Source organism: Mesorhizobium sp. USDA 3734 (genome assembly GCF_056279665.1).
Map to the genome: position 1 here is coordinate 7,558,881 of NZ_JBWCCW010000001.1, position 25,283 is coordinate 7,584,163.

Below are 25,283 nucleotides of genomic sequence, written 5' to 3' on the forward strand. Positions count from 1 at the left end.
ATAACCCGTGCTTCGGAGCAGTTTTGAGAAAATGGCAGACGGTAATAGATTCTTCCCGGCCCCGCGCCTGATCCTCGCCGCCTTGGTGGCGGGCGCGCTGGCCGGCGCGGTCGCGGTATATGTCAGCGAGAGCCGGTCTGGCAACAATGCACCGGCACAAGCTGCCGTCGGCGAGAGCAAGGACGACGTCGCCTGCGCCGCCAAGAGCGACCGTGCCAACAAGGTCGCGGCCTCGGCCACGGGTGAGGTCGCCGCGCTTTTGCCGGCCGATCCACCGCAATCCTTGAAGAGCCTCGCCTTCAATGGCCCGGACGGCAGGCCGATGACGCTTGCCGATCATGCCGGCAAGACGGTGCTGCTCAATCTGTGGGCGACATGGTGCGCGCCATGCCGCGCCGAAATGCCTTCGCTCGATGCACTGCAGAAGGAAAAGGGCAGCGACGCCTTTCAGGTGGTCGCCGTCAATGTCGATGCCGGCGATGATGTGAAGCCGAAGAAGTTCCTCAGCGATACCGGCGTCGCGACGCTCGGCTATTTCAGGGATTCGACGATGGCGCTGTTCAACGACCTCAAGACGCGCGGCCTGGCGCTCGGTCTTCCCGTCACCATGCTGATCGACGGCGAAGGCTGCCTGATCGCCCATATGAACGGCCCGGCCGAATGGTCGGGGCCGGATGCCAGGCGTCTGGTCGAGACGGCGCTCAAGCCCGACAGCCTCTAATAGCACGTCGTTGCCCCAAAACCGCCTCGCCCTTTCGGGCGGGCAAGCTCTGTTCAAACCGAGCGCGGGCGCGAAGGCCAGAACGCCCCTGTCGCGCAGGCTGGCGGTTTTGTTGCTGACAGTGGGTGCGACCACACTGGCATTTCATCCCTCCTTTAGCCGGGTAATCATGGCTGTTCTTCAGGGTCTTTACGTCCTCGGCTGCCGCCCTAGCTACCTAGAGCGCCGGCATGACATTTTCATGCCGGCGCAACCGCCGGAGGGGAGGAGAGACGGGCTGTCCACAGGCCTGAGAGGCCACAGCAGAACTGTCACATACCTTCTCTAAGAGAGCGGGCAAGGATTTGCGCAAGACCCTTGTCAACCGCCACCCAAGAGGGAAGAAACCATGACCATCATCAAGCGGGGCCTCACAGCCCTTGCCGCTGGCGCGCTCAGCGCAGCCCTTGCCATGCCTGCCGTCGCAGAGCCGGTAAAATTCGATTTCTGGTTCGGCCTTTCGGGCGACTTGGCCCGCGTCGTCGACACGCTGTGCAAGAACTTCAACGCCTCGCAGACCGACTATGAAGTCGTCTGCACCAGCCAGGGCAATTACGACGCCACGCTGCAGAACACGATCGCCGCCTTCCGCGCCGGCAAGCAGCCCGCCGTCGTCCAGGTCTATGATGTCGGCACCGCCACCATGATGCTGTCGGGCGCCTACAAGCCGGCCGACAAGCTGATGGAAGAAAACGGCTACAAGATCGATTACGCCGACTATTTCCCCGGCATCGCGCGCTACTATGCGACCTCGAAGGGCGAGATGCTGTCCTTCCCGTTCAACTCGTCGACCCCGCTGATGTACTGGAACAAGGACGCCTTCGCCAAGATCGGCAAGACCGAAGCGCCAAAGACCTGGGAAGATGTCGCGGCCGACCTGAAGGCACTGAAAGACGCCGGCTATGAATGCCCGATGGCGATCAACATCTCGGCCAATGAAAGCTGGCAGCTGATGGAGCAGTTCTCGGCTCTCCACAACCAGCCGATCGCCACCAAGAACAACGGCTATGACGGCCTCGACGCGCGTCTGGAAGTCAACAAGACCAAGTTCGTCCAGTACGTCACCGATCTCAAGAAGTGGTATGATGCCGGCCTGATCAAGATCAAGTCGAAGGACCTCGGCCAGGACATGGTCCAGGCCTTCGCTTCCGGCACCTGCCAGGTGATCCTGACCTCGGTCGGCGATCACGGCACTGTCGGCAAGACGCAGAAGGAAGGCATGAACTGGGATGTCGCCGAACTGCCGGTCTATGCCGGCACCGAGCGTAAGAATTCGCTCGTCGGCGGCGCTTCGCTGTGGGTGCTCTCCGGCAAGTCGGATGCGGAGTACAAGGGCGCTGCCGCGTTCCTCAACTTCATCCACGACCCCAAGACCGCATTGTTCTGGTCGACCAACACCGGCTACATCCCGGTGACCAAGTCGGGCTTCGACTACCTGAAGGCCCAGGGTTTCTATGACAAGGCGCCCTACAAGGGCCGTGAAGTTGCGATCGCCAGCCTGACGGCGTCCGAGCCGACCGAGATCACCCGCGGTGTTCGCCTTGGCAATTTCACCCAGATCCGTGCCGAGTTCGGCACCCAGATGCAGGCGATCTTCGCCAACAAGGTCAGCGTCCAGGAAGGCCTCGATACGCTGGTCAAGAATGGCGATGCCATCCTCGACCGCTTCCAGCAGACCTATCCGGGCAAGACCCTGCCCTAATCCCGGATAGTGGAACGGCCGTCCGTCGAGAATCGACGGGCGGCCATTTCACATCTAGTCTTCCGCTGAGAAAGCGGACTGGCGGTTCAACGGTATCGGCGGATCGATGGAAAAACGCGTCACTTTCAGCAGCTGGACGATCGGCATCCTTTTCGCGGTACCGCAGCTCCTCCTGATCTTCACGTTCTTCTACTGGCCCGCCGGCCAGGCCGTGTACTGGTCGCTGACGCTGCAGCAGCCCTGGGGCGGCGGCAACATCTGGGTCGGGCTCGACAATTTCCGCTCGATCCTGTCCAACGCCGACTACTGGAACTCGATCACCGCCAGTCTTGTCTTTGCCGGCATCAGCACTGGGCTTGCGATGTTCGTCGGCCTCGTGCTGGCCGCCTTGACCGATCGGCAACTTACCGGGTCGCGCTTCTACCGCGTGGTGCTGATCTGGCCCTACGGCATCGCGGCGCCGGCGCTGGCCATGGCGTTCCGCTTCATCCTGGCGCCGGAAGCCGGCTTCATGGCCGTCGTCAACCAGGTCTGGCCCGGCTTCTGGGATCCTGGCCTTGACGGCACTGACGCCATGGCCTCGATCATCATCGCCTTTTCCTGGAAATATGTCGGCTATAACTTCATCTTCTTCCTCGCCGCTTTCCAGGCCATCCCGCGTTCGCTGATCGAGGCGGCGGCGATGGACGGTTCCGGCGTCGTCAGACGCTTCTGGGATATCCAGTTCCCGCTGATCACGCCGACGATATTCTTCCTGCTGGTCATCAACATCACCGAGAGCTTCCAGGATTCCTTCGGCATCGTTGACATCATGACTTCGGGCGGACCGGCGAACGCCACCAATCTGATGGTCTACAAGATCTATTCCGATGGCTTCAAAGGCCTCGACTATTCGGGCGCCGCCGCACAGAGCATCATCCTGATGGTGCTCATCGTCGTGCTGACCATCTTCCAGTTCCGCTTCATCGAGCGGCGCGTGCACTACAGGTGAGGCCGACATGGTAGAGCGCACCCCGTTCCTCAATTTCTTCACGCATGTGATCCTGTTCGTCGGTTTCGTGCTTTGCATCGCGCCGTTCGCGGTCGTCGCCATCGCCGCGTCGCACAATCTCAGGGATGTCAACGATGTGCCGATGTCGCTGCTGCCGGGCAGCGACTTCTGGCTCAACATCAAGACGGCATGGACGACGGCAGACCTCGGCCCCAAGCTTCTGAACAGTTTCATCATGGCCGCCGGTGTCGCGGCGGGCAAAGTGATCATCTCGGCGCTCACCGCCTTCTCGATCGTCTATTTCCGCTACCCCGGCCGCACCTTCATCTTCTGGCTGATCTTCGTGACGCTGATGCTGCCGCTAGAGGTGCGCATCGTGCCGACCTACGCGGTCGTCGCCAATGTGCTGTCGCCCTATCAGGCCATCCTCGACGTGACCGGTCTGAGCTGGCTGATCGAGAAAGTCTCGGGCGTCCAGGTTTCGCTCAGCCTCGGGCTGCTCAATTCCTATTCCGGGCTGATCCTGCCGCTGATCGCGACCGCCACCGGCACCTTCCTCTACAGGCAGTTCTTCCTCACCGTTCCGGATGAACTGACCGAGGCCGCGCGCATGGATGGCGCCGGCGCCCTGCGTTTCTTCATCGATATCCTGCTGCCGCTGTCGCGCAACAACATGGCCGCGCTTGGGACCATCATGTTCCTGTGGGCGTGGAACCAGTATCTGTGGCCGCTGCTCATCACCACCGACCAGTCGCATGCCACCGCGGTCACCGAACTCAAGCAGCTCATCCCCAATGTCGGCGGTATCCCGGAATGGAACATCGCCATGGCCGGGACGCTTATCGTCATGCTGCCGCCGCTGATTGTCGTGGTGCTCATGCAACGCTGGTTCGTGCGCGGCCTGATCGCCACCGAAAAGTGACCTGAAAGGAGACGAAAGATGGCCTCCATCACCATTCGCGACGTCAAGAAGAGCTACGCCAAGATGCAGGTCGTGCACGGCGTCGACCTCGACATCGCATCGGGCGAATTCGTGGTCATTCTCGGACCATCGGGCTGCGGCAAGTCCACGCTGCTTCGGATGATCGCCGGGCTTGAAGACATATCCGGCGGCGAGATCGCGATCGACGGCACCGTGGTCAACAAACTGGAGCCGCGCGAGCGCGGCTGCGCCATGGTGTTCCAGAACTACGCGCTCTATCCGCATATGAGCGTGGCGCAGAACATCGGCTATTCGCTCAAGGTGGCAGGTGTTCCCGCCGCCGAGCGCCAGTTGCGCATCCAGGCGGTTGCCCGCACGCTGGAGCTCGAACATCTGCTCGACCGCAAGCCGATGGCGCTGTCGGGTGGCCAAAGGCAGCGTGTCGCCATGGGCCGGGCGATGATCCGCGAGCCCAAGGTGTTCCTGTTCGACGAGCCACTGTCCAACCTCGACGCCAAGCTGCGCGTGCAGATGCGTTCGGAAATCCGCAAGCTGCATCGCCGGCTGAACGCCACCTCGGTCTTCGTCACCCATGACCAGGTCGAGGCGATGACGCTCGCCGACCGGCTGGTGGTGATGAATGGCGGCCGCGTCGAGCAGGTCGGCACGCCGGCCCAGATCTACAGCCGTCCGGCCAGCCGTTTCGTCGCCACCTTCGTCGGCGCGCCGGCCATGAACATCCTTGAAGGCACGGTCGAACTCGACGGGGTCTCGCTGCTCGGCGGCAGCCGACGCCTGACCATGGCACGCGCGGGGCTGCCGGTCGGCTCGAAAGTAGCGATGGGCATCCGGCCGGAAGCCGTCCGGCTGGTGGCGCCGGGCACGGCAGGCGCGCTCAATGCGACCGTCGATCTGGTCGAGGAACTGGGCGCGGGCCGCGTCATCTATGTCGATCTCGACGGTGCGCCGTTTTCGGTGATGACGTCGGAGGCCGTCCACCCCGAGCCCGGCAGTGCGGTCGGCCTGAAGATTTCGCCGGAGGATCTGCATTTTTTCTCGTCGGAGACGGGAAGCCGTCTCGACGTCTTCAAGGCTTCCGTTCCGGAACCGGCACTCTGATTTCTGAAGCCAGCCAATGTCGATGACGAGGCAGGCGCCACCGGCAAATCGAAGAGACGCGCAATGAAAATTCTCCAGGTCACCGATGTGCATCTTGGCCGGCAAGGAGAGCGCCGCTATGGCGCCGACCTGCATCAGCGGCTGGCTTCATGCATCGCTCACATCAATGCGCATCACGCCGATGCCGCACTTTGCGTCTTCACCGGCGACCTGACCGAGACTGGCGCGCCCGAGAGCTATGCCGATCTAAGGACAGCCCTGAGCACGCTGTCGGTGCCTTGGCGGCTGCTGCCGGGAAATCACGACCGGCGGGCCAATCTGGTCGCAGCCTTTCCCGAGATTCCGGTCGATGAGAACGGCTTCGTGCAGTCGGCTCATCAAACGGTCGACGGGGTGCTGCTGTTTCTCGACTGCCTGGCGGAAGGGCGCATCGAAGGCGAATTGTGCGACAGGCGACTAGCCTGGCTCGAAGCCCGGCTCGAAGAAGCAGCCGGCCAGCCGGCTTACGTCTTCATGCATCATCCGCCGGTCGCGCTCGGTCTGCCGCAGCTCGATCCGCTGGCCCTTGAGCAGCCCGAACGGTTGCTCGGCCTGCTGCGGCGCCATGGCAATGTCCGCCACATCTTCTTCGGTCACGTCCATCGCGACATTGCCGGGACGGCCGCTGGCATTCCGTTCTCGGCGCAGCGCGGCCTGCATGCCAGGTTCGAGCTTGCGCTCGACAGATCGAGCCAGATCGTCGAGCAGGCGCCGCCTTCCTACGCGGTCGTCCTCATCGACAGCGCCAACGGGCACGTGGTCGTGCACGGTTGCGATTTTCTCGAACAATGGCCGATCTATTCGGGTGAAACCGGCGAACGCCTCACGGCGTGAACAGCACCGCCGCGTTGAGGCGTGGTGTGTCAGCGCCTTCGATCAATCAGGCGAAGACATGCGCCTTCCCAGATACGGTCAGCCGGACGATCTCGCCGACCGCCGGCGCGTCCATGCCCGGTTTGCGCAGGACCAGCGGCGTGTTGCCGATCGCGGCCGCATCGGGCGGATCGGCGCTGTTCAGTAGCCGCACGGCGATCGTGCACGTCGAGCCGGCGAATTCCGATTCCGTCACCTCGCCGAACAGCATGTCAGGAGTGCCCGACATGCCTTCGCGCGATGTTCTCTTCAAGGCGATCTGCTCCGGCCGCAACATGATGCGGGCAATATCGCGGCTGTCATTGGTGTCGACGGCGATGCGGCCGAGCGGCGAGTTGGCGAAGCCGCCCGATATCTTTGCCGGCAGGATGATGGCGTCGCCGAGGAACTCGGCGATCATCCTGTCCTTCGGCTTGAGATAGAGGTCGCGCGGCGTGCCGACCTGCGAGAACCTGCCGTCGCGCATCACCGCGACCTGGCTGGCGAAGGACAGCGCTTCGGCCTGGTCGTGCGTCACCAGGATGGTGGTGATGCCGGCGGCTTCCAGAAGCTCGGCCACCGCCTTGCGCATCGAGGCGCGCAGGCCGGTATCGAGCGCCGAGAACGGCTCGTCGAGAAGCATCAGCCGGGGCTTCATCGCCATGGCGCGAGCCAGCGCCACACGCTGCTGCTGGCCGCCGGAGAGTTCGTGCGGGCGGCGTTTGAGGATCGCCTTGTCGAGGCCGACGATATAGGCGAGCTCGACGATGCGCTCGGTGCGCTTCTCCTCGCCGCGACCCATGCCGAAACCGATATTGTCGCCAATGTTCAGATGCGGGAACAGCGCACCATCCTGCGCCACCACGCCGATGCCGCGGCGATGCGCTGGTACCGCACTGTCACCGTTGGCCAATATCTCGCCGTCCAGCGTGATGCGGCCCTGGTCCGGGGCCTCGAAGCCGGCGATCAGCCGCAGCAAGGTCGTCTTACCGCAGCCGGACGGACCGACAATCGCCGTGCGGCTGCCGCTGGCGACGTTCAGGTCGACGCCGGCAAGGGCGGCCACCGGGCCGTAATGCTTGTGCAGGCCGCTGATTTCGAGAAAGCTCATCGTCCGGCCATCCGTTTCGACTGGACATAGAGCAGCCAGGTCAAGGGAAGCGACATCGCCACCATGATGAAGGCGTAAGGTGCCGCCGAGGCATAATCAATCTCGCCGCTGTAGGACCAGAACGCCATCGCCAGTGTGCGGGTGCCGTTCGGCGCCAGCATCTGGGTCGCGGTCAGTTCGTTCATGATGCCGAGCGCCACCAGCGCCATGCCGGCAGCGGCACCTGGCGCCGACAGGCGGATCGTCGTCGACCACAGCGCTTGCAGCGGCGGCCGGCCAAGGCTGGAAGCGGCGCGTTCGAGTTCGACCGGCGCCTGTGCGATCGACGCCCGCAGGCTGACCAGCGCGCGCGGCAGGAACATCAGTGCATAGGCAACCAGGATGGTGAACAGGGTCTGGTAGAGCGGCAGCGCGATGCGCACGGTGATGGTGACCAGCGCCAGCGCGATGACGACCCCCGGCAACGAGCCGACAATGTAGTTGCAACCCTCCAGCAGACGCTGCAATGGCCCCGGCGCGCGGATCGAGATCCAGGCCATCGGCATGGCGGCGACCGTGGCGAGCAATGCGCCGGCGAGCGCCAGGAACAGCGTCTGGCCAAGCGCCAGGCCGATCTCGTCGAGGCGCCAGACAGCGGCACCGCCGGCGGCAAGCCAGCCGCCGATGGTGACGAACGGCACGCCGAGCGCCAGCAGCGTGGTGACGACAAGCAAGAGCAGGCTTGGGATGGTGGCGCGCCCGAGGCTTGCGCGCTGCTGATAGCGCGCCGCGCCTGAGCCGACACGGGCATAGCGCTCCTCGCCACGCACCAGCACTTCGAGGCCGAGCAGCACGAAGCAGCAGCTCACCAGCACGCCAGCCAGCATGTTGGCGGCCGGTCCGTTGAAGGTCGACTGGAACTGGTCGACGATTGCCGTAGTGAAGGTGTCGAAGCGGATGAAGACATAGAGGCCGTACTCGGCCAGCAGATGCAGGCCGACCAGCAGCGAGCCGCCGCAGATGGCGAGCCGCAATTGTGGCAGCACGACACGCCAGAACACGCGCCAGGGCCCGAGGCCGAGTGCGGCGGCGGCGTCCTCCAGGGCGGGATCGAGACGGCGCAACGCCGCCGACACCGGCAGATAGAGGAACGGGAAATAGGCGATCACGGAAACCAGCACGCCGGCCCACAGGCCGTGCAGTCCCGGCACCATGGTGATCCAGGCGTAGCTGTGCACGAAAGCCGGTATGGCGAGCGGCGCCACGCACAGCCAGGCCCAGAGCCGGGCCCCCGGCAGGTCGCTGCGCTCGGTCAGCCAGGCCAGCGCAACCGACAGTACGATGGTGATCGGCACGGAGAGCGCGACCAGCAGGACAGTGTTGACCAAAAGCTCGCCGACACGCGGCCGGAAGACCAGCGCCGAGACGGTTTCCCAACCGGTCTGCACCGCGATCCAGATGATGAAGGCAAGTGGCACCAGCGCCAGCAGCGCGACGAAGATGGCGGCGATGACCAGCCAAAGCGGCGCGCGTCGCCGAGCCCTTCGGCCTGTGCCCGAAGGCAGGCCGGAGCGCGCGAGATCGACCGCAGACTGCATCAGGTCAGACGCCGTGCCGTTGCCGTCCAGCGGCAGCAATTGAAGGACCGCGATCGCGGTCGGGAACACAGCGTGTCGTCATCGACGAATGCCATCTCGAAAAACAAAATCACTCCCGCGGAAGGCGAATTCCCGCGGGAGCGTGGTCGGTTGTCCTTTTAGGAGGAATGGCAACTAAAGCAAGCCGGCTGCCGTCATCAGGTCGGTGACCTTCTTGGAGTTCAGCGTCGTGGCGTCGACCTTTGGTGCCTGCAGATCGGCGAGCGGCACCAGCTTCGGGTTGGACTCCGCACCCTTGCCGACCGCGTATTCGAAGGAATCGCCGGTCTTCAGCACGTCCTGGCCGCCCTTGCCGGTCACCCATTTCAGGAAGGCCTGGGCTTCCTTCGGATGCTTGCTCGAGGCCAGCACACCGCCTCCGGAGATCGAAACGAACGCGCCCGGATCCTGGTTCTTGAAATAGTGCAGCTCGACATTCTTGCTGTTTTCACCGGTCTTGGCCTGATCGCCGAAGTAGTAATAGTGGTAGATCACGCCGCCTTCGATTTCGCCGGCATTGACCGCCTTCATCACCGTGCTGTTGCCCTTGTAGGCGGTGAAATTGGTTTTCATCGCCTTCAGCCAGTCCGCCGTGGCGGCCTCGCCCTTGAGCTGCAGCAGCGCGCTGACGATGGCCTGGAAATCGGCGCCCGACGGGGAGGCGGCCCAACGGCCCTTCCAGCTCGGATCGGCGAGGTCAAGCATGGACTTGGGCAGCTGGTCGGCGGTCAGCTTGGTCTTGTTGTAGGCAAAGACCGTGCTGCGCGCGGCGACGCCGACCCATTTGCCGCTGGCCGGCTGATAGTCCTGGGGAACCTGTGCCAGCGTGTCGGCGTCGACCGGCGCGAACAGGCCTGACGTCTCTACCAGCACCATGGCCGGCGAGTTTTCCGTCAAGAAGACGTCGGCCGGCGAAGCGGCGCCCTCGGCGACGATCTGGTTGGAGAAGTCGCTGTCGCCGCCATTGCGCACGGTGACCTTGATGCCGGTTTCCTTGGTGAAGCCTTCGGCCCACGCCTTGGTCAGGTTTTCATGCTGGGCGTTGTAGACAATGATGCCATCATCTTCCGCCATCGCCGGGCCGCCGATCAGGCTGATTGCCAGCGCTGTGGCGCCGACGAGGGTGGAAAGAGCGTATTTCATGGCATTGTCCTCGATCTCGGGGTCTTGCGTCTGTCACGGCTGCACCTATCGATACCTGACAGCAGTAGTCAACATTGTTGATGTGCTTCAATCGGTCGCTGAAGTGCCAAGGTCGGTGCCGAACGGACAATTCCGCGTGATGCTCACGGCTCGGCGGTGCCGCAAACTTTCGTGATTTGCCGATAGTTTGGCTTGGACATTATTTCGCCGGCCACGTAACAAATCAGCGCCGAGACGCGAAAATCGGGGGAGTAACTCTTGTGAGCGGCAAGGATGAGGCCGAGCTTTCCCGGCTGATGCGGGCCGCGATCGCGGGAGACGAAAAGGCCTATGCCGACTTTCTGCACCGGATTGCCGCGCTGGTGCGCGGTTTTGTCCGGCGCAAGATCGTGCAAGGCGGGGTCGATCCCGAGGATGTCGTGCAGGAAACCTTGTTGGCCATTCATGTGAAACGGCATACCTGGCGCCAGGATGCGCCGGTGTTGCCATGGATCTATGCGATTGCCCGCTTCAAGCTCATCGACGCATTCCGGCGGCGCGGACGGCGCATCGAGATCGACGTCGACGATATCGCCGAGACATTCGCCGAGCCGGAAACGGAGACCGTCAGCGAGCGCGACATCAACCGGGCATTGGACGGCCTGTCGCCGGCGCAACGCTCCGTGGTCTCGGCCGTGTCGGTGGAAGGGCGGTCCATCGGTGAGACGGCGGCAAAGTTCGGCATCAGCGAGACGGCGGTGCGCGTGTCGCTGCATCGGGGACTTGCCGCGATAGCCAAGCGATTCGGGCAGGGTCGGTTCGGGCGGGAATGACATGAGGACGGACGATCTCATCAAGGCGCTGGACGCCGATGCAAGCAGCAAGGCGATGCCGCTGCAATCGGCGTGGTGGATGGCCGTCGGTGCGGCAGCGGTGATCGCGGCCATTGTTTTCCTGCTGACCATCGGCCCGCGCCCGGACTTCATGGCGGCCGCGCACACGATGCGCTTCCTCTCCAAATTCGTCTTCACCATCGTGCTTGCCCTCAGCGCCTTTGCCCTGATCCGTGCCTTGTCGACACCCGGGGCTCCGACAGGCCGGGCGATGGCTTGGATGACCGCAGCGCCAGTGCTGGTAGCCGTGGCGGTGCTTCTGGAGCTTTTCATGGTGCCGGAGGCGCTATGGGGCACAAGGCTGGTCGGCAACAACATGATGATCTGCATGGCCTTCATCCCGCTGATCCGGCATTGGCCCGCTTGCCATCTTCCTGTGGATGCTGCGCTACGGCGCACCGACACGGCCGGTGCTTGCAGGTGCTGTGGCGGGTCTGCTCGCCGGCGGGCTGGCGGCGACCTTCTACGCCGCGCACTGCTTCGACGATTCGCCGCTTTTCGTCGCCACCTGGTACACGATAGCCATCGCAGCACTCGCGTTGCTGGGCGCGCTCGGCGGACGGTTTTTCGTGCGCTGGTAGCGTTCCGCCACGATCGCGAGCCTATGCATACCGATCCTTAATCATGCCGGCAATTGTTTGCCGGTTGGCGATGGCGCCGGTATGCCGGACGCAACCTTTCCTTAAAATCGACCCGTCAAGGTTGATGCGAGAACATGCGTTTGCGCACGGGGATGGCACGTATCGTGATGTGGCGAGGGTTGACCGGCCGAAAATCTCTCGGGCATGCAGGCTTGGCGTTGCTCGTGGCCGGCCTGTGCGTCGTGGCGGCCTCGATCCTTGTGTCGCGCCTGGACCTCGGCACCGAAGCCCTGAAACTCTGTCTGCAGATTTCGGTGGCGGTGGCGGCGGGCGCGCTGTTCCTCGCCGCCCTGTTCACCCGCCGGATCAGCGGGGATCGCCGGCAGATCGCGGAGAGCGAGCTGCGCTTCCGCCGTGCCATGGAGGATTCGGCGATCGGTATGGCCGTCGTCAGCGTTGACGGGCGCATTCTCGAGACCAATCCGGCCTTCGCCGCCATGCTTGGCTACAGCAGTGAAGAGATCGAGGCGCTGACCTTCTTCCAGATCACGCATCCCGACGATCTGCAGATCGGGCGGGAAACGATGGACGGTCTGAAAGCGGGCACGGTCAATTCCTTCCATTTCGAGAAGCGCTATCTCAGGAAGGACGGAACGCCCATCTGGGCGCATCTTGCCGGTTCGGTCATTCGCGACGAGAACAACGGCAGCCCGCTTTATCTTGTCTCGCAAATAGAGAACATCGACGCGCGCAAGCAGGCCGAGGCGCGCATTGCCGAAGCGGAAACGCGTTGGAATTTTGCCCTGGCCGGCGCCGGCCAGGGTGTCTGGGACCTCGACATGCGCAAGGGCGGTACGACCTATTCCTCGACCTGGGTCAAGATGCTGGGCTATGCGGATGGTGAGCTCGATGGCGACACCGACCGCTGGCTGACGATGATCCATCCCGACGATCGCGAGATTGTCGCCGAAGCGGATCGCGCCCATCTCGAGGGCAAGACGCCGTTCTTTGAAGCCGAGTTCAGGATGCGCCACAAGGATGGCCACTGGATGTGGATCCTCGACCGCGGCAAGGCCATCGAGCGTGACGAGGACGGACGGCTCATCAGGGCCATCGGCAGCCTGACCGACATCACCCGGCGCAAGGAGGCCGAAGCATGCCTCACCGTGTCGGCGGCAATGCTGGCCGATGAAAAGGAGCGGCTGAGGGTGACCCTGCAGTCGATCGGCGATGCCGTCATCTGCACCGATGCCGCAAACCGCGTCACCTTCATGAATCCGGTCGCCGAAAAACTGACCGGTGTTGCCGGCGGCGAGGCTCTCGGCAAAATGCTTGGCCATGTCTACTGGGCGGTCGATGAGGAGCCGGGGCACCGGATCGGCGTGACCCGACCGGCGATCGGCGGCCAGCCGCCCGCGGACCAGAACAGCCGCGCCGTTCTCATCCGGCGCGACGACACGCGCTGCAGCATCCGTCAGGTCGTGTCGCCGATCATCAACGAACGGAACGAATTCTGCGGGCTGGTCATCGTTTTCCAGGATTTTACCGATGCGCGCGCGCTGCAGCGCCAACTCGCCCATGCCGCCGCGCATGATGCGCTGACCGGCCTTGCCAATCGCTCGAGCTTCATCCGCGCCATGGAGGAGCTGGTCGGTCAGGCGCGCAAGGACGGTACGGCCGACGGAGGCGGCGGACATCAGTTCATGTTCATCGATCTCGACCACTTCAAGCTGGTCAACGATACGGGCGGCCATGCGGCGGGAGACGCGCTGCTGAAGCGGGTTGCCGAGGCCGTTCGCGGCGTGCTTGGTCCAGACGACATCGTCGCTCGGCTGGGCGGCGACGAATTCGCGGTCATTCTGAAATCCGGTTCGGCAGCCGGCGCCAAGATCGCGGCGCGCTCCATCATCGATGCGATCGGCGGCCTGGACTTCACCTGGGACGGTCGTCCTCACGTGATCGGCGCCAGCATCGGGTTGGCTGCGATCAACGCCAATTGCGGCGAGGCCGACGAGATCATCGCCAGGGCCGACGCGGCTTGCTATGCGGCCAAGGCGGCCGGCCGTGGCTGCGTTTGTGTCGCCCCGGACGGCGAGGGCATGGCCGACAGGGAAGAACCGCCCGAGCCACTGGCTGCCGCGTCCTGATCAGAGCCGAGCCTATCAGCTGACTCGGATCTGATCAGCGCGTCGGGACGGGATGCTCGCCGCGATAATCGTAAAAACCACGCCCGGTCTTGCGGCCGAGCCAGCCGGCCTCGACATATTTCACCAGCAGCGGGCAGGGGCGGTATTTCGAGTCCGACAGGCCGTCATGCAGCACCTGCATGATCGACAGGCAGGTATCGAGCCCGATGAAGTCAGCCAACTGCAGCGGCCCCATCGGATGGTTGGCGCCGAGCCGCATGGCGGTGTCGATGGCATCGACCGAGCCGACGCCCTCATAGAGCGTGTAGATCGCCTCGTTGATCATCGGCAGCAGGATGCGGTTGACGATGAAGGCCGGAAAATCCTCCGAGACCGTGATCGTCTTGTCGAGCTGCTTCACGTAGGTCTTGGCTGCCTCGAAGGTCTGGTCCTCGGTGGCGATGCCGCGCACCAGCTCGACCAGCTTCATCAGCGGCACCGGGTTCATGAAATGTATGCCGATGAACCGCTCCGGCCGGTCGGTCTGCGCGGCAAGCCGCGTGATCGAGATCGACGAGGTGTTGGTCGCCAGGATGGCTTCGGGATTGAGCTGGGGGCAGAGCTGGGCGTAGATCTTGCGCTTGACCGTCTCGTCCTCGGTCGCCGCCTCGATCACCAGGTCCGCGCCGGCAAGATCGGCCATCGCCGGGGCGGCCGAAATGCGGCCCATCGCGTCGTTGCGCACCTTTTCGTCGAGCTTGCCGGATCCCACCTGGCGGGCCATGTTGCCGCTGATGGTGGCGATACCCTTCTCGATGCGGTCGGGCGATATGTCGTAGATCAGCACCTTGTAGCCCGAAAGCGCGGAGACATGGGCGATGCCGCCGCCCATCTGGCCCGCGCCGATGATGCCGATCGTCTCGATCTTGCTCATTACACCGATCCCGTCAAAAGGCCTTTGCGGCCTGCTTTTTGTGCGGTGCAAACTAAAAGGGCGGGGCGACTTCGTCTACCCCACCCCTCACTATTTAATACGCTTTGGCAGAAAGCGTCAAAGCGCCTTTTGCAGCTCCGGCAGAATGACGAAGAGATCGCCGACAAGGCCGTAGTCGGCAACCTGGAAAATCGGCGCCTCCTCGTCCTTGTTGATGGCGACGATGACCTTCGAATCCTTCATGCCGGCGAGGTGCTGGATGGCGCCGGAGATGCCCACGGCGATGTAGAGATCGGGCGCCACGACCTTGCCGGTCTGGCCGACCTGCCAGTCGTTCGGCGCATAGCCGGCATCGACCGCGGCGCGGGAGGCGCCGACGGCTGCACCGAGCTTGTCGGCAACCGGCAGGATGACTTCCTGGAACTTCTCCGCCGAACCCAGCGCACGACCACCCGAGATAATGATCTTGGCGGAGGTCAGCTCCGGACGGTCGGTCTCGGACAGCTTGTTCTCGACGAAGGAGGAGAGGCCGGGGTTGGCCGCCGCCTTGACGGTCTCGACGGCCGCCGAGCCGCCCTCGGGGGCTGCCTGGAAGGAGGCCGTGCGGACCGTGATCACCTTCTTGGCGTCGCTCGACTGCACCGTCTGGATAGCGTTGCCGGCATAGATCGGCCGCTTGAAGGTGTCGGGCGATACGACTTCGATGATCTCGGACACCTGCGCGACATCGAGCAGGGCCGCCACACGCGGCGCGACGTTCTTGCCCGACGAAGTTGCTGGCGCGATGATGGTGTCGTAGGCGCCCGCCAGCGATACAACGAGTGCTGCCGTCGGTTCGGCCAGGCGCTCGGCAAGCTCGTCGGCCTCGGCCAACAGCACCTTGCTCACACCCTTCAGCTTGGCGGCGGCATCCGCTGCCGGCCTGGCGCCCTTGCCGGCAACCAGCACATGCACGTCCGAGCCGATCTGCAGCGCCGCCGACAGCGCCTTGGCGGTCTGGTCGGAAAGCGTTGCGTTGTCGTGTTCCGCGATGAGGAGAATAGCCATTTTTCTTGTTCCTTTCCCGATCGCTTACAACACGCCGGCTTCGTTCTTGAGCTTGTCGACCAGCTCAGTGACGCTCTTGACCTTGACGCCTGCCTTGCGGCCACTCGGCTCCTCGGTCTTGATGACCTTCAGCCGCGGCTTGACGTCGGCGCCGTAGTCGGCCGGGGTCTTCTCGTCAAGCTGCTTCTTCTTGGCCTTCATGATGTTGGGCAGCGAGGCGTAGCGCGGCTGATTGAGGCGAAGGTCGGCGGTGACGATCGCCGGCATCTTCAGTTCCACAGTCTGCAGGCCGCCGTCGACTTCGCGCGTCACCTTGGCCTTGTCGCCGTCGAGCACGATCTTGGAGGCGAAGGTGCCCTGCGCCCAGCCGAGCAGTGCCGCCAGCATCTGGCCGGTCTGGTTGGAATCGTCGTCGATCGCCTGCTTGCCGAGGATGACGAGGCCGGGCTGCTCGGCGTCGACGACGCCCTTCAGCACCTTGGCGACGCCGAGCGGCTCGGTCTGTTCGTCGGTCTTGACCAGGATGGCGCGGTCGGCGCCCATGGCGAGCGCGGTGCGCAGGGTTTCCTGCGCCTGCTGCGGGCCAATCGAGACGACGATGATTTCTTCCGCCTTGCCGGCTTCCTTCAGCCGGATCGCTTCTTCCACCGCGATCTCGTCGAACGGATTCATCGCCATCTTGACGTTGGCGAGTTCCACCGCCGAACCATCAGCCTTCACGCGAACCTTGACGTTCGCATCCACAACCCGCTTCACGGGCACAAGGATCTTCATTTGCCTGTCACCTCTTCACGCTAGTTGGGCGCGCTATAACAGCCTGCGCCCGTTCTGAGTTGTCGAAAGCCGACATTCCGGGTGGAAATTCGGGCCGAATGGAAATTCTGGTCTTTGACCGCCTTAAGCCGCAGCGGAGACGTTTCCGTAGTTGCGGCAACCCTGCACGTCAATACGCTGCAAGCCTCTCAAATCGGTTCAGTCCGAACTGGAAGCGTTTCCGCGCCCCCAACGCGGCGTCGCGGCGGGTGGCTCAGGCGCCACTGGTTCAGCAGTGGCCTGCGGCTGGTTGGGAGCGGCGACCGCGGCATCCTCGTCAGCGCCGGCAAAAAGCGGCACGCCGCGGCTGCGCAAGACGAGCACCAGCACGGCGCCGGCGATGATGCCGCCAATGTGGCAGGCCCAGGAAATCTGGTCCTCGCCGCCGGCGGCAAACATCACCACCTGGAACAGCACCCACAGGATGAGCGGGATGAAGGCCGGAATGCGCAGCGGGATGCGGGCAAAGGCCAGCACCCAGACCTTCACCCTGGGATAAAGGATCAGATAGGCGACGACCACGCCGGCGATGGCGCCGGACGCGCCGATCAGCGGCACCTGCGAATCCCAGGCGACAAGGCCCTGGAAGGCGGCTCCCGCAATGGCGCACAACAGGTAGAAAATGAGGTAGCGGATGTGGCCCAGCGCATCCTCGACATTGTCGCCGAACACCCACAGGAACAGCATGTTGCCGCCGAGGTGGAAGATGTCGGCGTGCAGGAAGGAATAGGTGAGGTAGCTCAGGCTTTCGGGGATGACGATAAAACGGGGATCGAGCTCGGCGGTGTCATGGACGACAGACGGAATGAAGCCGAGGCCAAGCACGGCGGCATTGGAGAAATTCTCGCCGCCGAGCGCGGTGGCGAGATAGACCAGGGCGTTGACCACGATCAGCCCGATTGTCACATATTGCAGGCGGATGTGCCGCAGTCTGTTGGTGTCGTAAAGCGGGATGAACATGCCCCAAGCCCTCTTCCGCTTTCGACAATCAGCGGTTCTTGCCGGGAACCCATAGCACGTCGGCGTTTCCGTTGTCATTGACCGCCCGGGCGGCGACAAACAGGAAATCCGAGACGCGGTTGATGTATTTCAGTCCGTCGCGATTGACGTGCTCGTGCGGGTCCTGGGCCAGTGCCACCATCAGCCGTTCGGCTCGCCGCGCCACGGTGCGGGCAAGGTGAAGTGCCGCCGCTGCCGGCGTGCCGCCATTGAGCACGAAGGACTTGAGCGGCTGAAGCTCCTTGTTGAGCAGGTCGATGTCCTTCTCGACCCGGTCGGTCTGCACGGCGATGATGCGCAACGGTTCATAGCCGAGCGGCTTGCCGTCGTCGGGCACCGCAAGATCGGCGCCAAGGTCGAATAGATCGTTCTGGATGCGCGAAAGCATGGCGTCTATCGCCGGGTGGGTCGCGGCCGTGTGGACCCGGGCGATGCCGATGCAGGCATTGGCCTCGTCGACCGTGCCGTAAGCGTCCACCCGCAGATCGGATTTCAGCCGCCGTTCGCCGGTGCCGAGGCCCGTGGTGCCATCATCGCCGGTGCGGGTGTAGATCTTGTTGAGCTTGACCATTTCGCCTCCCCGGCCGTCGATATCCTCACTTGCGGGTGAAATACACCGCCAGCAGGATCAGCACCAGCGCCACGGCCTGCAGCATGACGCGCGCCTGCATCAGCTTGTTCGAGGTGACGCCGGAGCCGCCGCGCATCATGTTGATGAGGCCGCGAACAAGTACGATCACCACGGCGACCATGACCAGAATGGCGAGGATGTTGAAGACGGTTGCCATGGCGTGTTCCCAGTTCGGTTGATTCAGGCGCGTTTGGCAAGGATGCGATAGAGCATCGATGCCGGCAGGATGCGTTTGAGCATCGCTCCGATCCTGGCCGGCACTGTTACCACATAGTGCGGGCGCGGGCGCCGCGACAGAAGTGCATGGCGCAGCGCCGCGTGAACCACTTCCGGCCCCGGCTTCAAGGCCGATTGGCTGCCGCCGGCCCGCAGCCGCTCGAGTTGCGCGGCATAGTCCACGCGGTGCACGGAATTCTCGTGGTCGATATTCCTGAGAAACCAAATGAGGCCATTGCTGGCGATCTTTGACTTCACCGGCCCTGGCTCGATCAGCGAAACATGGACGCCGCTGCCGGCCAGTTCCTGGCGCTGGCAGAGCATCAGGGCCTCCAGGGCGTGCTTCGATGCCGAATAGGCGCCGCGAAAACGCACCGGCGTCAGGCCGAGGATCGACGAGCAATGGACCATGCGGCCGTGACCCTGGCGGCGCATCACCGGCACCAGCCGGCGGGTCAGGTCATGCCAGCCGAAGAAATTCGCCTCGAACTGCTCCTTGAGCGCTGCAACGGGCAGATCCTCGACGGCGCCGGGCTGCGCATAGGCGCCATTGTTGAACAGGGCGTCGAGCCGCCCGCCGGTGCGGTCGAGCACCGCCGTCACCAGCGCGGCGATGGAGTCCGGCTCGCAGTAATCGAGATAGAAAGCCTCGATACCGTCGGCTTCGAGCGCGGCGATGTCCTGCGGCTTGCGCGCCGTTGCGAACACCCGCCAGCCTTCCGCCTTCAAGGCGCGGGCGCAGTACGCGCCTATTCCCGAAGATGCGCCAGTGACGATAATCGAGCACAATTCCTGCGCCGGGCTGTTCGTGGTTTCGCCAAGGGTTGCCATTTGCCGCAAACCCTTCCCATATTCCCGGCGTGGAGACAATTGGAGGGCGCGGTTCTTGATGCGGAAGATCGTAGCCCTCAAGCGGGTCCTCTACGACGCGCTTGGCCATTTCAACACCGATGACGGCTGGGCGATGGCCAGCCATCTGGCGATCACCTCGCTGATGGCGCTGTTCCCGTTCCTGATCTTTGCCACGACGCTGGCGAGCTTTCTCGGCGCGCAGGCGTTCTCCGACACGGCCGTGCACCTGGTCTTCGACACCTGGCCCGAACAGATCGCCAAGCCGATCGCGCGTGAAGTGCTCAATGTGCTGACCGTCAGGCGCACCGACCTTTTGACCTACGGCGTGGTGCTTGCGGCTTATTTTGCCTCGAACGGCATCGAGGCGCTGCGCACGTCGCTCAACCGCGCCTACCGTGTCTCGGAAACGCGCGGCATCATCTACCGCCGGGTGCAGAGCATCATCTTCGTTCTCATCGCCACGGCCGGTTTCCTGGCGATCAGCGTGCTCCTGGTGTTCGCGCCGCTGCTGGCGCGGCTCGCCGAAGCCCATATCGACGGGATCAAGCCCTATATGGGCACGATCACGCTATGGCGTTATGTGATCGCCTCGGCGGTCATTGTCGGCGGATTGTTTGCCGTGCATTTCTGGCTGCCGGCGGGCAAGCGCCGCTTCGTCTCGCTGGTGCCGGGCATCATCTTCACGCTGGCCGCATGGCTCATCGGCTCGACCATCTTCGCCAGCTATCTCGATCACTTCTCGTCCTATGTGACGACCTATGCCGGCCTGGCCTCGATCATGATCGCCGTGGTCTTCCTCTACATGGTCTCGGCGATCTTCATCCTCGGCGGCGAACTCAATGCCGCGATCAGCCGCTATCTGGAGGCCCGCGCGCGGGTCGGATGAGCGGATGCCGGGCAGATAGGGAAGAGGAATTGAAGAACTGGAGAATTGAGGAATTGAGGACCCCGAATTCTTCAATTCTTCAATTCTTCAATTCCTCTGTTCGGCCTCGCCGTCGCCAGGCCAACGCCGAATGTCGTGATGGCCATGCCGACAATCTGCAGCGCATTGAGCTGCTCGTCGAACAAGGCCCAGGCGATGAGGGCCGTCACCGCCGGCACCAGGTAGAACAGCGAGGCCACTTTCGACATCTCGCCGTCGCGGATCATCACCATCAGCAGGAAGATGGCGCCCAGCGACAGCACCAGCACCAGCCAGGCCATGGCGAAGATCAGTTCGCCATTGATGACGACGGTGTGCGTCTCGAAGGCCAGCGCGGCCAGGATCATCACAGCCGCGCCGCCGACATATTGCCACATGGTCGCCGCGACGAGATCGCCGCCGGAGGCGAAGCGCTTCTGCCAGATGGTGCCGGCGCTCATGCCGAGCACCGAGACCAGCGATGCGGTCAGTGTCGCTGCCGTCACGCCGCCGCCGAGCGCGCCGAGCTTAGGCCACAGCACGATGACGATGCCGATGAGGCCGATGCCAAGGCCGGCCCAGTGGCGCGGCAGGATCGCCTCGCCGAGAAACTTGCCGGCTAGCACCGCCGTGATCAGCGGCTGCAGGCCAACGATCAGGGCCGAAAAGCCGGCCGGCATGCCCCTGTGGATGGCCCAGAACACGGCGCCAAGATAGACGCCGTGCATCAGGATGCCCGCGCCGGTGGCATGCAATGCCTCCTCGCGTGTGGCTCTCTTCGAGCCCAGCACAAGCATCAGAACGGCCAGCAGGATGGCGGCGATGACGAACCGTGCGGCGAGGAAGGTGAAAGGCTCCGCCCATGGCATGGCGTAGCGCGCACCGATAAAGCCGGTCGCCCACAGGACGACGAAGGTGGCGGGAATGAACCGCTTGATGCTGTGCATTTTCCGGAGATCGCCGCGCTGGAGGGAGTTGATCGTGGCGCTGCTCTACTGCGCTTCAACCCGGCGCGCAAAACGAAACCATTGATCCATGCATCACCGGAATTCAACGGCGTCAAGTTCGACATGCGTTACCTTGGCCGCGCCGCGCTCAAAGTCCGACCAGTTGCCTGACGTCATCCGGTGATGCGCCGGCATTGCGCAAGGCGGCAAGGCCGGTGTCACTGAAGCTCTTTGACAGCTTTCGTCCATCCGGCCCGAGGACGAGGCGATGATGGAAATAGGCAGGCTGCGGCAGTCCGAGGAGTTCCTGGAGCAGGCGCTGCACGCCGGTGGCGGAAAACAGATCCTGGCCGCGCACGACATGGCTGACGGCTTGCAGCGCATCGTCCATGACGACGGCGAGGTGGTAGCTGGTCGGGATGTCGCGGCGCGCGACGATCACGTCGCCCCAGTCCCGCGGGCGGGCTTCGACCGATCGGGTCGCGGAAAGGCTCTCGTCGACGAATTCGTTCCATGAAAGCTCCTTGCCGACACGCGCCATGGCGGCGTCGACATCCAGCCGCCAGGCGAAGGGCGTATTCTCGGCGATGCGTCGCTTGCGTTCCTTGGCCGGCAGCGCCTTGTCGGCGGAGGGATAGAGCGGCACGCCGTCGGGATCGCGCGGCCAGTCGCGCCCGCGCCCTTCGCTGTCGGTGATGAAGGCGCGGATTTCGCCACGGCTCATGAAGGCGGGATAGACGAGCTCTTCCGCGATCAGCCGCTCGAGCACCGCCTGGTATTCGGCGAAATGCTCGGATTGGCGGCGCACCGGCTCTTCCCAGCCAAGCCCCAGCCATTTCAGGTCGGCAAGCACGCCGGCCTCGAATTGCGGCGTGCAGCGCGTCATGTCGATATCCTCGATGCGCAGCAGCAGGCGACCGTCCGTCTGTGCCGCCAGCTTCTGGTTGAGCAGCGCCGAATAGGCGTGGCCAAGATGCAGGTCGCCGTTGGGGCTGGGGGCGAAGCGGAATGTCAGGAGTGTCATCTCTGAGGCGGCAATCATGTTTTGCGGCGCTTCGCCAATTGCTACCCTGTCGACGGTCGAGGAACAAGAAAGCATGCAGCGTATCGTGACATCAGACGACATTGCCCGGGGGCTCGATGCGCTTTGCGTGATCGACCCGCGCCTGGAAAAGGTGCGCGGCATGGCCGGCGAGGTGCCGCTGCGGCTGTCCGAGCCGGGGTTTCGGAGCCTGGCGTCGATCGTCGTCTCACAGCAAGTGTCCCGCGCCAGCGCCGATGCCATCTTCGGCCGGCTGACCAAGCTCGTCGATCCGCTGACGCCGCAGGCGATCCTTGCCGCCGGCGAGGACATGTTTCGCGAGGCCGGCCTGTCGCGGCCGAAGCAGCGCGGCCTGATTGCCGTTGCCCAGGCCGTGGTCGACGGCCTCGATCTGCATCACCTCTGTTCGCTCGATGCCCAGGAGGCGATCACGACGATGACGGCGGTACCCGGCATCGGTCCCTGGACGGCGGAAGTGTACCTGTTGTTTGCCGCCGGACACCCCGACATCTTCCCCGCACGCGACGTCGCGCTGCAGAGCGCGGTCGGCCACGCGCTCGGCATCGAGCCGCGTCCGCCGGAGAAAACCCTGATCGCCTTGGCCGAATCATGGAGCCCGTGGCGAGGTGTCGCATCACGGCTTTTCTGGTCCTATTATCGCGAAACCAGAGGGCGGGACGCCGTGCCATCGGCCTGAATCCGCAAAAAAGAATAAAAATCATGCATTTTTGGTGCTTCAGCGACGCGACAATCCGCTTCACATCCCTGTCATGTCGGGCTTACAGTATCCGCGCCGTTCGGGTCTAGAACCAAGGAGGTAAACACGTGACGGTTGCCGTATCTCCGGATGGGCTTCCAGCACTGGTGCTGAATGCGGATTACCGTCCGCTCAGCTATTACCCCCTGTCGCTCTGGTCGTGGCAGGATGCCATCAAGGCGGTGTTCCTCGACCGGGTGAACATCGTCGCCGAATACGAGCACGCGGTCTCCTCGCCGACCTTCTCGATGAAGCTGCCGAGCGTGGTCAGCCTGAAGGCCTACGTGAAGCCGTCCAGGCATCCGGCCTTTACCCGCTTCAACGTGTTCCTGCGCGACCGTTTCCAGTGCCAGTATTGCGGCACGCCGGAGGATTTGACCTTCGATCACGTCATCCCCCGCCACCGTGGCGGTGCCACGACGTGGGAGAATGTCGTTGCCGCCTGCTCGCCCTGTAACCTCAGGAAGGGCGGCATGATGCCGGCGCATGCCAAGATGTGGCCGCTGCAGAAGCCTTTCCAGCCGACAGTGCACGATCTGCACAACAATGGCCGCCTGTTCCCGCCCAACCATCTGCATGAGAGCTGGATGGATTATCTCTATTGGGATGTCGAACTGGAACCTTGAGATCGTCCGAGAATTCGGGAGGCTGGCCGCCTGAAGCGATTTTCTGCGCTTCCGGTGCTCACGTACTTCAGTACGCTCCGCTCCGGTTCTCGAAAATCACTTCATCCGACTCAGCCTGCCGAATTCTTGAACGGTCTCGCGTCGGCTCAGTTTTGGTCGCGGGTGAGGGCGCCGCGGAAGGCGATAGCGGCGAGGACCAGGCTGGCGATGGCGTTCCAGCCGGCCAGCGACAGGCCGAGGATGCGCAAAGCGGCCTTGTCGCAGGACGGCGGCACGAATTTGTCGAGCGCGTCGAGCACGCCCTTGCCGCCGGTGTCGACCGGCCCGGCGCCCGCGGTGCAATCGGTCGGGCCGGCCCACCACTGCCATTCGACGCCGGAGTGGTAGACGCCGAGATAGAGGCCGTAGAGCATCAGCAGGCCGCCGACGCCCAGCAGGCCGCGCGTCAGCCAGCTAGGTGCGTGCAGCATCGATGCAATCACCGCCAGCACCATCAGCGGCACGCCGATATAGTAGGGCGTGCGCTGCTCCAGACAGAGGTGGCAAGGGATATAGCCGCCGAGATACTGGAAGCCGAGCGCCGAGCCGACGGTGGCGGCCATGGCGAGGGCGAGGAACAAGGCCGTGCGTGTCCGCTGGCGTCCAGTGTCGACATTCATGGTCGCTGTCATGGGTTTTTCGTCCGTTGAGTTCGCCGCCTGCTCAGAACGCGTATTTGACGACGATATAGAGCAAAATCAGGGCAGCCGCGCCGCCGCCGGCGATCAGGCCAAGGCGCTTTTCGATGAATTCGCGGATCGGCTCGCCATAACGGCGCAGCAGCCAGGCCAGCAGCAGGAAGCGGGCGCCGCGTGCCACGATCGCCAGCACGATGAACAGCAGCAAATTGACGCCGATGACGCCGGAAAGGATCGTCACCACCTTGATCGGCGGCAGATGGGCAGCCCCCGACGTGATCAGCATCAGGATGATGAAGCCGACACCCGACGAGGTCCGCAACGCTTCGAACTCGTCATATTTGCCGTAGAATTCCAGGATCGGCCTCGCCACCGCGTCATAGGCGTAATGGCCGATGAACCAGCCGGCGATGCCGCCCAGCACCGAGGCGACCGTGGCGATCAGCGCATAGCGGTAGGCGCGATCCGGCCGCGACAACGCCATCGGCAGATAGAGCACGTCGGCCGGCACCAGGAACACCGAACTCTCGACGAAAGCGATGAAGGCCAGCCACCATTCGGCGGATTTGCGGGCCGCCAGCGACAAGGTCCAGTCGTAAAGTCCGCGAAGCATCGGCACTCCTAATGCGTGTCGCCCAAAGGTGCGCAGCGTTTTCGGGACAATGGCGTGCACAAAAACCAGACCCAAAGCGCCCTATCGTCCCTCCAGACGTGCAGCACTTCGATGCGCCGCCTGTCTAGAAAGATTTTCCGCGCTGCACAATGGCAGCCCCGTCACGAAATCGAAAGGCGCAGTTTGGTCGCATCTTGAGGGCGCCGGAGAATTGGCCAGTTGACGAACGGGCCTCCAACCGTATAGTCCCGCGCCATCCAGGCCGCCCGGCCTGAGCCCCTATGGCGGAATTGGTAGACGCGCTCGACTCAAAATCGAGTTCCGCAAGGAGTGCTGGTTCGATTCCGGCTAGGGGCACCAATTCACTTTTCCGAGTTCGGAATCTGAATTC

General features: G+C 63.7%; 25 protein-coding genes, 1 tRNA gene and 1 pseudogene. 13 read left to right on the plus strand and 14 right to left on the minus strand.

From position 1 onward, the window contains the following. Positions 1-31 precede the first annotated feature (31 nt). The 6 genes from tlpA to ACZ89F_RS36365 all read left to right on the plus strand — a co-directional run bounded on the left by tlpA (position 32) and on the right by ACZ89F_RS36365 (position 6,367). On the plus strand, positions 32-721 hold the full coding sequence (gene tlpA / locus ACZ89F_RS36340) for a thiol:disulfide interchange protein TlpA (RefSeq protein WP_476097098.1): 690 nt from the start codon (positions 32-34) through the stop codon (positions 719-721). 388 nt (positions 722-1,109) lie between these two features. Continuing rightward, positions 1,110-2,462 carry an extracellular solute-binding protein gene (locus ACZ89F_RS36345; protein ID WP_476097100.1) on the plus strand — a complete coding sequence of 451 codons (1,353 nt, stop codon included), beginning with the start codon at positions 1,110-1,112 and terminating at the stop codon, positions 2,460-2,462. A 106-nt stretch (positions 2,463-2,568) separates the two neighbouring features. Beyond that, entirely contained in the window at positions 2,569-3,453 is an 885-nt protein-coding gene (locus ACZ89F_RS36350) for a carbohydrate ABC transporter permease (protein ID WP_476097101.1), read from the plus strand. Between the two features lie 7 nt (positions 3,454-3,460). Further along, positions 3,461-4,375 (plus strand): ABC transporter permease subunit, encoded by a 915-nt coding sequence (locus ACZ89F_RS36355; RefSeq protein WP_136619745.1) that lies wholly within the window; start codon positions 3,461-3,463, stop codon positions 4,373-4,375. 18 nt (positions 4,376-4,393) lie between these two features. Continuing rightward, positions 4,394-5,494, plus strand: coding sequence for a sn-glycerol-3-phosphate import ATP-binding protein UgpC (locus tag ACZ89F_RS36360; RefSeq protein ID WP_476097103.1), 1,101 nt, complete (start codon positions 4,394-4,396; stop codon positions 5,492-5,494). Positions 5,495-5,557: 63 nt separating this feature from the next. Further along, the gene (locus ACZ89F_RS36365) at positions 5,558-6,367 is read left to right on the plus strand and encodes a phosphodiesterase (protein WP_476097105.1); all 810 of its coding nucleotides are present in this window, start codon (positions 5,558-5,560) and stop codon (positions 6,365-6,367) included. A 46-nt stretch (positions 6,368-6,413) separates the two neighbouring features. Here ACZ89F_RS36365 and ACZ89F_RS36370 read toward each other — a convergent pair whose 3' ends face one another. From ACZ89F_RS36370 to ACZ89F_RS36380, 3 genes are all read right to left on the minus strand, one after another. Continuing rightward, the gene (locus tag ACZ89F_RS36370) at positions 6,414-7,496 is read right to left on the minus strand and encodes an ABC transporter ATP-binding protein (protein WP_476097107.1); all 1,083 of its coding nucleotides are present in this window, start codon (positions 7,494-7,496) and stop codon (positions 6,414-6,416) included. Beyond that, positions 7,493-9,073, minus strand: coding sequence for an ABC transporter permease (locus ACZ89F_RS36375; RefSeq protein WP_476097466.1), 1,581 nt, complete (start codon positions 9,071-9,073; stop codon positions 7,493-7,495). Before ACZ89F_RS36375 ends, ACZ89F_RS36370 begins: the two co-directional genes overlap by 4 nt. Before the next feature lie 174 nt (positions 9,074-9,247). Further along, complete coding sequence (locus ACZ89F_RS36380) at positions 9,248-10,255, minus strand: iron ABC transporter substrate-binding protein (RefSeq protein WP_476097109.1); 1,008 nt, start codon at positions 10,253-10,255, stop codon at positions 9,248-9,250. A 260-nt stretch (positions 10,256-10,515) separates the two neighbouring features. Here ACZ89F_RS36380 and ACZ89F_RS36385 point away from each other — a divergent pair, with 260 nt between their 5' ends. The 3 genes and pseudogenes from ACZ89F_RS36385 (at position 10,516) to ACZ89F_RS36395 (ending at position 13,855) form a co-directional block, all read left to right on the plus strand. Continuing rightward, positions 10,516-11,067, plus strand: a complete 552-nt coding sequence (locus ACZ89F_RS36385; RefSeq protein WP_109671652.1) for a sigma-70 family RNA polymerase sigma factor — start codon at positions 10,516-10,518, stop codon at positions 11,065-11,067. Position 11,068: 1 nt separating this feature from the next. After that, positions 11,069-11,708, plus strand: a pseudogene (locus ACZ89F_RS36390) (NrsF family protein). 212 nt (positions 11,709-11,920) lie between these two features. Beyond that, entirely contained in the window at positions 11,921-13,855 is a 1,935-nt protein-coding gene (locus ACZ89F_RS36395; RefSeq protein WP_476097110.1) for a PAS domain S-box protein, read from the plus strand. A gap of 34 nt (positions 13,856-13,889) precedes the next feature. Here the strand turns inward: ACZ89F_RS36395 and ACZ89F_RS36400 are convergent, their stop codons facing one another. The 7 genes from ACZ89F_RS36400 to ACZ89F_RS36430 form a co-directional block, all read right to left on the minus strand. Next, positions 13,890-14,768 (minus strand): 3-hydroxybutyryl-CoA dehydrogenase, encoded by an 879-nt coding sequence (locus ACZ89F_RS36400; RefSeq protein WP_013529423.1) that lies wholly within the window; start codon positions 14,766-14,768, stop codon positions 13,890-13,892. 117 nt (positions 14,769-14,885) lie between these two features. Beyond that, on the minus strand, positions 14,886-15,815 hold the full coding sequence (locus ACZ89F_RS36405; RefSeq protein WP_476097112.1) for an electron transfer flavoprotein subunit alpha/FixB family protein: 930 nt from the start codon (positions 15,813-15,815) through the stop codon (positions 14,886-14,888). Positions 15,816-15,839: 24 nt separating this feature from the next. Continuing rightward, positions 15,840-16,589, minus strand: a complete 750-nt coding sequence (locus tag ACZ89F_RS36410; RefSeq protein WP_476097114.1) for an electron transfer flavoprotein subunit beta/FixA family protein — start codon at positions 16,587-16,589, stop codon at positions 15,840-15,842. A gap of 198 nt (positions 16,590-16,787) precedes the next feature. Further along, positions 16,788-17,588 carry a rhomboid family intramembrane serine protease gene (locus tag ACZ89F_RS36415; protein WP_476097116.1) on the minus strand — a complete coding sequence of 267 codons (801 nt, stop codon included), beginning with the start codon at positions 17,586-17,588 and terminating at the stop codon, positions 16,788-16,790. Positions 17,589-17,616: 28 nt separating this feature from the next. After that, complete coding sequence (locus tag ACZ89F_RS36420) at positions 17,617-18,198, minus strand: cob(I)yrinic acid a,c-diamide adenosyltransferase (RefSeq protein ID WP_476097117.1); 582 nt, start codon at positions 18,196-18,198, stop codon at positions 17,617-17,619. Between the two features lie 25 nt (positions 18,199-18,223). Then, positions 18,224-18,415, minus strand: coding sequence for a twin transmembrane helix small protein (locus ACZ89F_RS36425; protein ID WP_027038149.1), 192 nt, complete (start codon positions 18,413-18,415; stop codon positions 18,224-18,226). Positions 18,416-18,438: 23 nt separating this feature from the next. Beyond that, positions 18,439-19,305, minus strand: coding sequence for an SDR family oxidoreductase (locus ACZ89F_RS36430; RefSeq protein ID WP_476097119.1), 867 nt, complete (start codon positions 19,303-19,305; stop codon positions 18,439-18,441). A 58-nt stretch (positions 19,306-19,363) separates the two neighbouring features. Here ACZ89F_RS36430 and ACZ89F_RS36435 point away from each other — a divergent pair, with 58 nt between their 5' ends. Next, positions 19,364-20,212, plus strand: coding sequence for a YihY/virulence factor BrkB family protein (locus tag ACZ89F_RS36435; protein WP_215732028.1), 849 nt, complete (start codon positions 19,364-19,366; stop codon positions 20,210-20,212). A gap of 71 nt (positions 20,213-20,283) precedes the next feature. Here the strand turns inward: ACZ89F_RS36435 and ACZ89F_RS36440 are convergent, their stop codons facing one another. Continuing rightward, positions 20,284-21,177 (minus strand): DMT family transporter, encoded by an 894-nt coding sequence (locus ACZ89F_RS36440; protein WP_476097121.1) that lies wholly within the window; start codon positions 21,175-21,177, stop codon positions 20,284-20,286. Between the two features lie 148 nt (positions 21,178-21,325). Continuing rightward, positions 21,326-22,201 carry a tRNA glutamyl-Q(34) synthetase GluQRS gene (gluQRS, locus tag ACZ89F_RS36445; protein ID WP_476097467.1) on the minus strand — a complete coding sequence of 292 codons (876 nt, stop codon included), beginning with the start codon at positions 22,199-22,201 and terminating at the stop codon, positions 21,326-21,328. Between the two features lie 73 nt (positions 22,202-22,274). On the opposite strand from gluQRS, the gene ACZ89F_RS36450 reads away from it, so the two are divergent. Next, a complete protein-coding gene (locus ACZ89F_RS36450; protein ID WP_476097122.1) occupies positions 22,275-22,916 on the plus strand; it encodes a DNA-3-methyladenine glycosylase family protein in 642 nt (213 codons plus the stop codon). A gap of 128 nt (positions 22,917-23,044) precedes the next feature. Beyond that, entirely contained in the window at positions 23,045-23,602 is a 558-nt protein-coding gene (locus tag ACZ89F_RS36455; RefSeq protein WP_006328497.1) for an HNH endonuclease, read from the plus strand. A gap of 146 nt (positions 23,603-23,748) precedes the next feature. Here ACZ89F_RS36455 and ACZ89F_RS36460 read toward each other — a convergent pair whose 3' ends face one another. Together ACZ89F_RS36460 and ACZ89F_RS36465 are read right to left on the minus strand one after the other, a co-directional pair. After that, a complete protein-coding gene (locus ACZ89F_RS36460; protein ID WP_476097124.1) occupies positions 23,749-24,273 on the minus strand; it encodes a disulfide bond formation protein B in 525 nt (174 codons plus the stop codon). 31 nt (positions 24,274-24,304) lie between these two features. Continuing rightward, a complete protein-coding gene (locus ACZ89F_RS36465) occupies positions 24,305-24,892 on the minus strand; it encodes a YqaA family protein (protein WP_476097126.1) in 588 nt (195 codons plus the stop codon). Positions 24,893-25,167: 275 nt separating this feature from the next. Between ACZ89F_RS36465 and ACZ89F_RS36470 the strand changes: the two genes are divergently transcribed. Continuing rightward, a tRNA-Leu gene (locus tag ACZ89F_RS36470) sits at positions 25,168-25,252 on the plus strand. The last annotated feature ends 31 nt before the right edge of the window (positions 25,253-25,283 follow it).

What these genes read in the sequence shown, in the direction of transcription:
- tlpA (WP_476097098.1), top strand. Translation starts at nt 32, where the DNA reads ATGGCAGACGGTAATAGATTCTTCCCGGCCCCGCGCCTGATCCTCGCC.
- ACZ89F_RS36345 (WP_476097100.1), top strand. Translation starts at nt 1,110, where the DNA reads ATGACCATCATCAAGCGGGGCCTCACAGCCCTTGCCGCTGGCGCGCTC.
- ACZ89F_RS36350 (WP_476097101.1), top strand. Translation starts at nt 2,569, where the DNA reads ATGGAAAAACGCGTCACTTTCAGCAGCTGGACGATCGGCATCCTTTTC.
- ACZ89F_RS36355 (WP_136619745.1), top strand. Translation starts at nt 3,461, where the DNA reads ATGGTAGAGCGCACCCCGTTCCTCAATTTCTTCACGCATGTGATCCTG.
- ACZ89F_RS36360 (WP_476097103.1), top strand. Translation starts at nt 4,394, where the DNA reads ATGGCCTCCATCACCATTCGCGACGTCAAGAAGAGCTACGCCAAGATG.
- ACZ89F_RS36365 (WP_476097105.1), top strand. Translation starts at nt 5,558, where the DNA reads ATGAAAATTCTCCAGGTCACCGATGTGCATCTTGGCCGGCAAGGAGAG.
- ACZ89F_RS36370 (WP_476097107.1), bottom strand. Translation starts at nt 7,496, where the DNA reads ATGAGCTTTCTCGAAATCAGCGGCCTGCACAAGCATTACGGCCCGGTG.
- ACZ89F_RS36375 (WP_476097466.1), bottom strand. Translation starts at nt 9,073, where the DNA reads ATGCAGTCTGCGGTCGATCTCGCGCGCTCCGGCCTGCCTTCGGGCACA.
- ACZ89F_RS36380 (WP_476097109.1), bottom strand. Translation starts at nt 10,255, where the DNA reads ATGAAATACGCTCTTTCCACCCTCGTCGGCGCCACAGCGCTGGCAATC.
- ACZ89F_RS36400 (WP_013529423.1), bottom strand. Translation starts at nt 14,768, where the DNA reads ATGAGCAAGATCGAGACGATCGGCATCATCGGCGCGGGCCAGATGGGC.
- ACZ89F_RS36405 (WP_476097112.1), bottom strand. Translation starts at nt 15,815, where the DNA reads ATGGCTATTCTCCTCATCGCGGAACACGACAACGCAACGCTTTCCGAC.
- ACZ89F_RS36410 (WP_476097114.1), bottom strand. Translation starts at nt 16,589, where the DNA reads ATGAAGATCCTTGTGCCCGTGAAGCGGGTTGTGGATGCGAACGTCAAG.
- ACZ89F_RS36415 (WP_476097116.1), bottom strand. Translation starts at nt 17,588, where the DNA reads ATGTTCATCCCGCTTTACGACACCAACAGACTGCGGCACATCCGCCTG.
- ACZ89F_RS36420 (WP_476097117.1), bottom strand. Translation starts at nt 18,198, where the DNA reads ATGGTCAAGCTCAACAAGATCTACACCCGCACCGGCGATGATGGCACC.
- ACZ89F_RS36425 (WP_027038149.1), bottom strand. Translation starts at nt 18,415, where the DNA reads ATGGCAACCGTCTTCAACATCCTCGCCATTCTGGTCATGGTCGCCGTG.
- ACZ89F_RS36430 (WP_476097119.1), bottom strand. Translation starts at nt 19,305, where the DNA reads ATGGCAACCCTTGGCGAAACCACGAACAGCCCGGCGCAGGAATTGTGC.
- ACZ89F_RS36435 (WP_215732028.1), top strand. Translation starts at nt 19,364, where the DNA reads ATGCGGAAGATCGTAGCCCTCAAGCGGGTCCTCTACGACGCGCTTGGC.
- ACZ89F_RS36440 (WP_476097121.1), bottom strand. Translation starts at nt 21,177, where the DNA reads ATGCACAGCATCAAGCGGTTCATTCCCGCCACCTTCGTCGTCCTGTGG.
- gluQRS (WP_476097467.1), bottom strand. Translation starts at nt 22,201, where the DNA reads ATGACACTCCTGACATTCCGCTTCGCCCCCAGCCCCAACGGCGACCTG.
- ACZ89F_RS36450 (WP_476097122.1), top strand. Translation starts at nt 22,275, where the DNA reads ATGCAGCGTATCGTGACATCAGACGACATTGCCCGGGGGCTCGATGCG.
- ACZ89F_RS36460 (WP_476097124.1), bottom strand. Translation starts at nt 24,273, where the DNA reads ATGACAGCGACCATGAATGTCGACACTGGACGCCAGCGGACACGCACG.
- ACZ89F_RS36465 (WP_476097126.1), bottom strand. Translation starts at nt 24,892, where the DNA reads ATGCTTCGCGGACTTTACGACTGGACCTTGTCGCTGGCGGCCCGCAAA.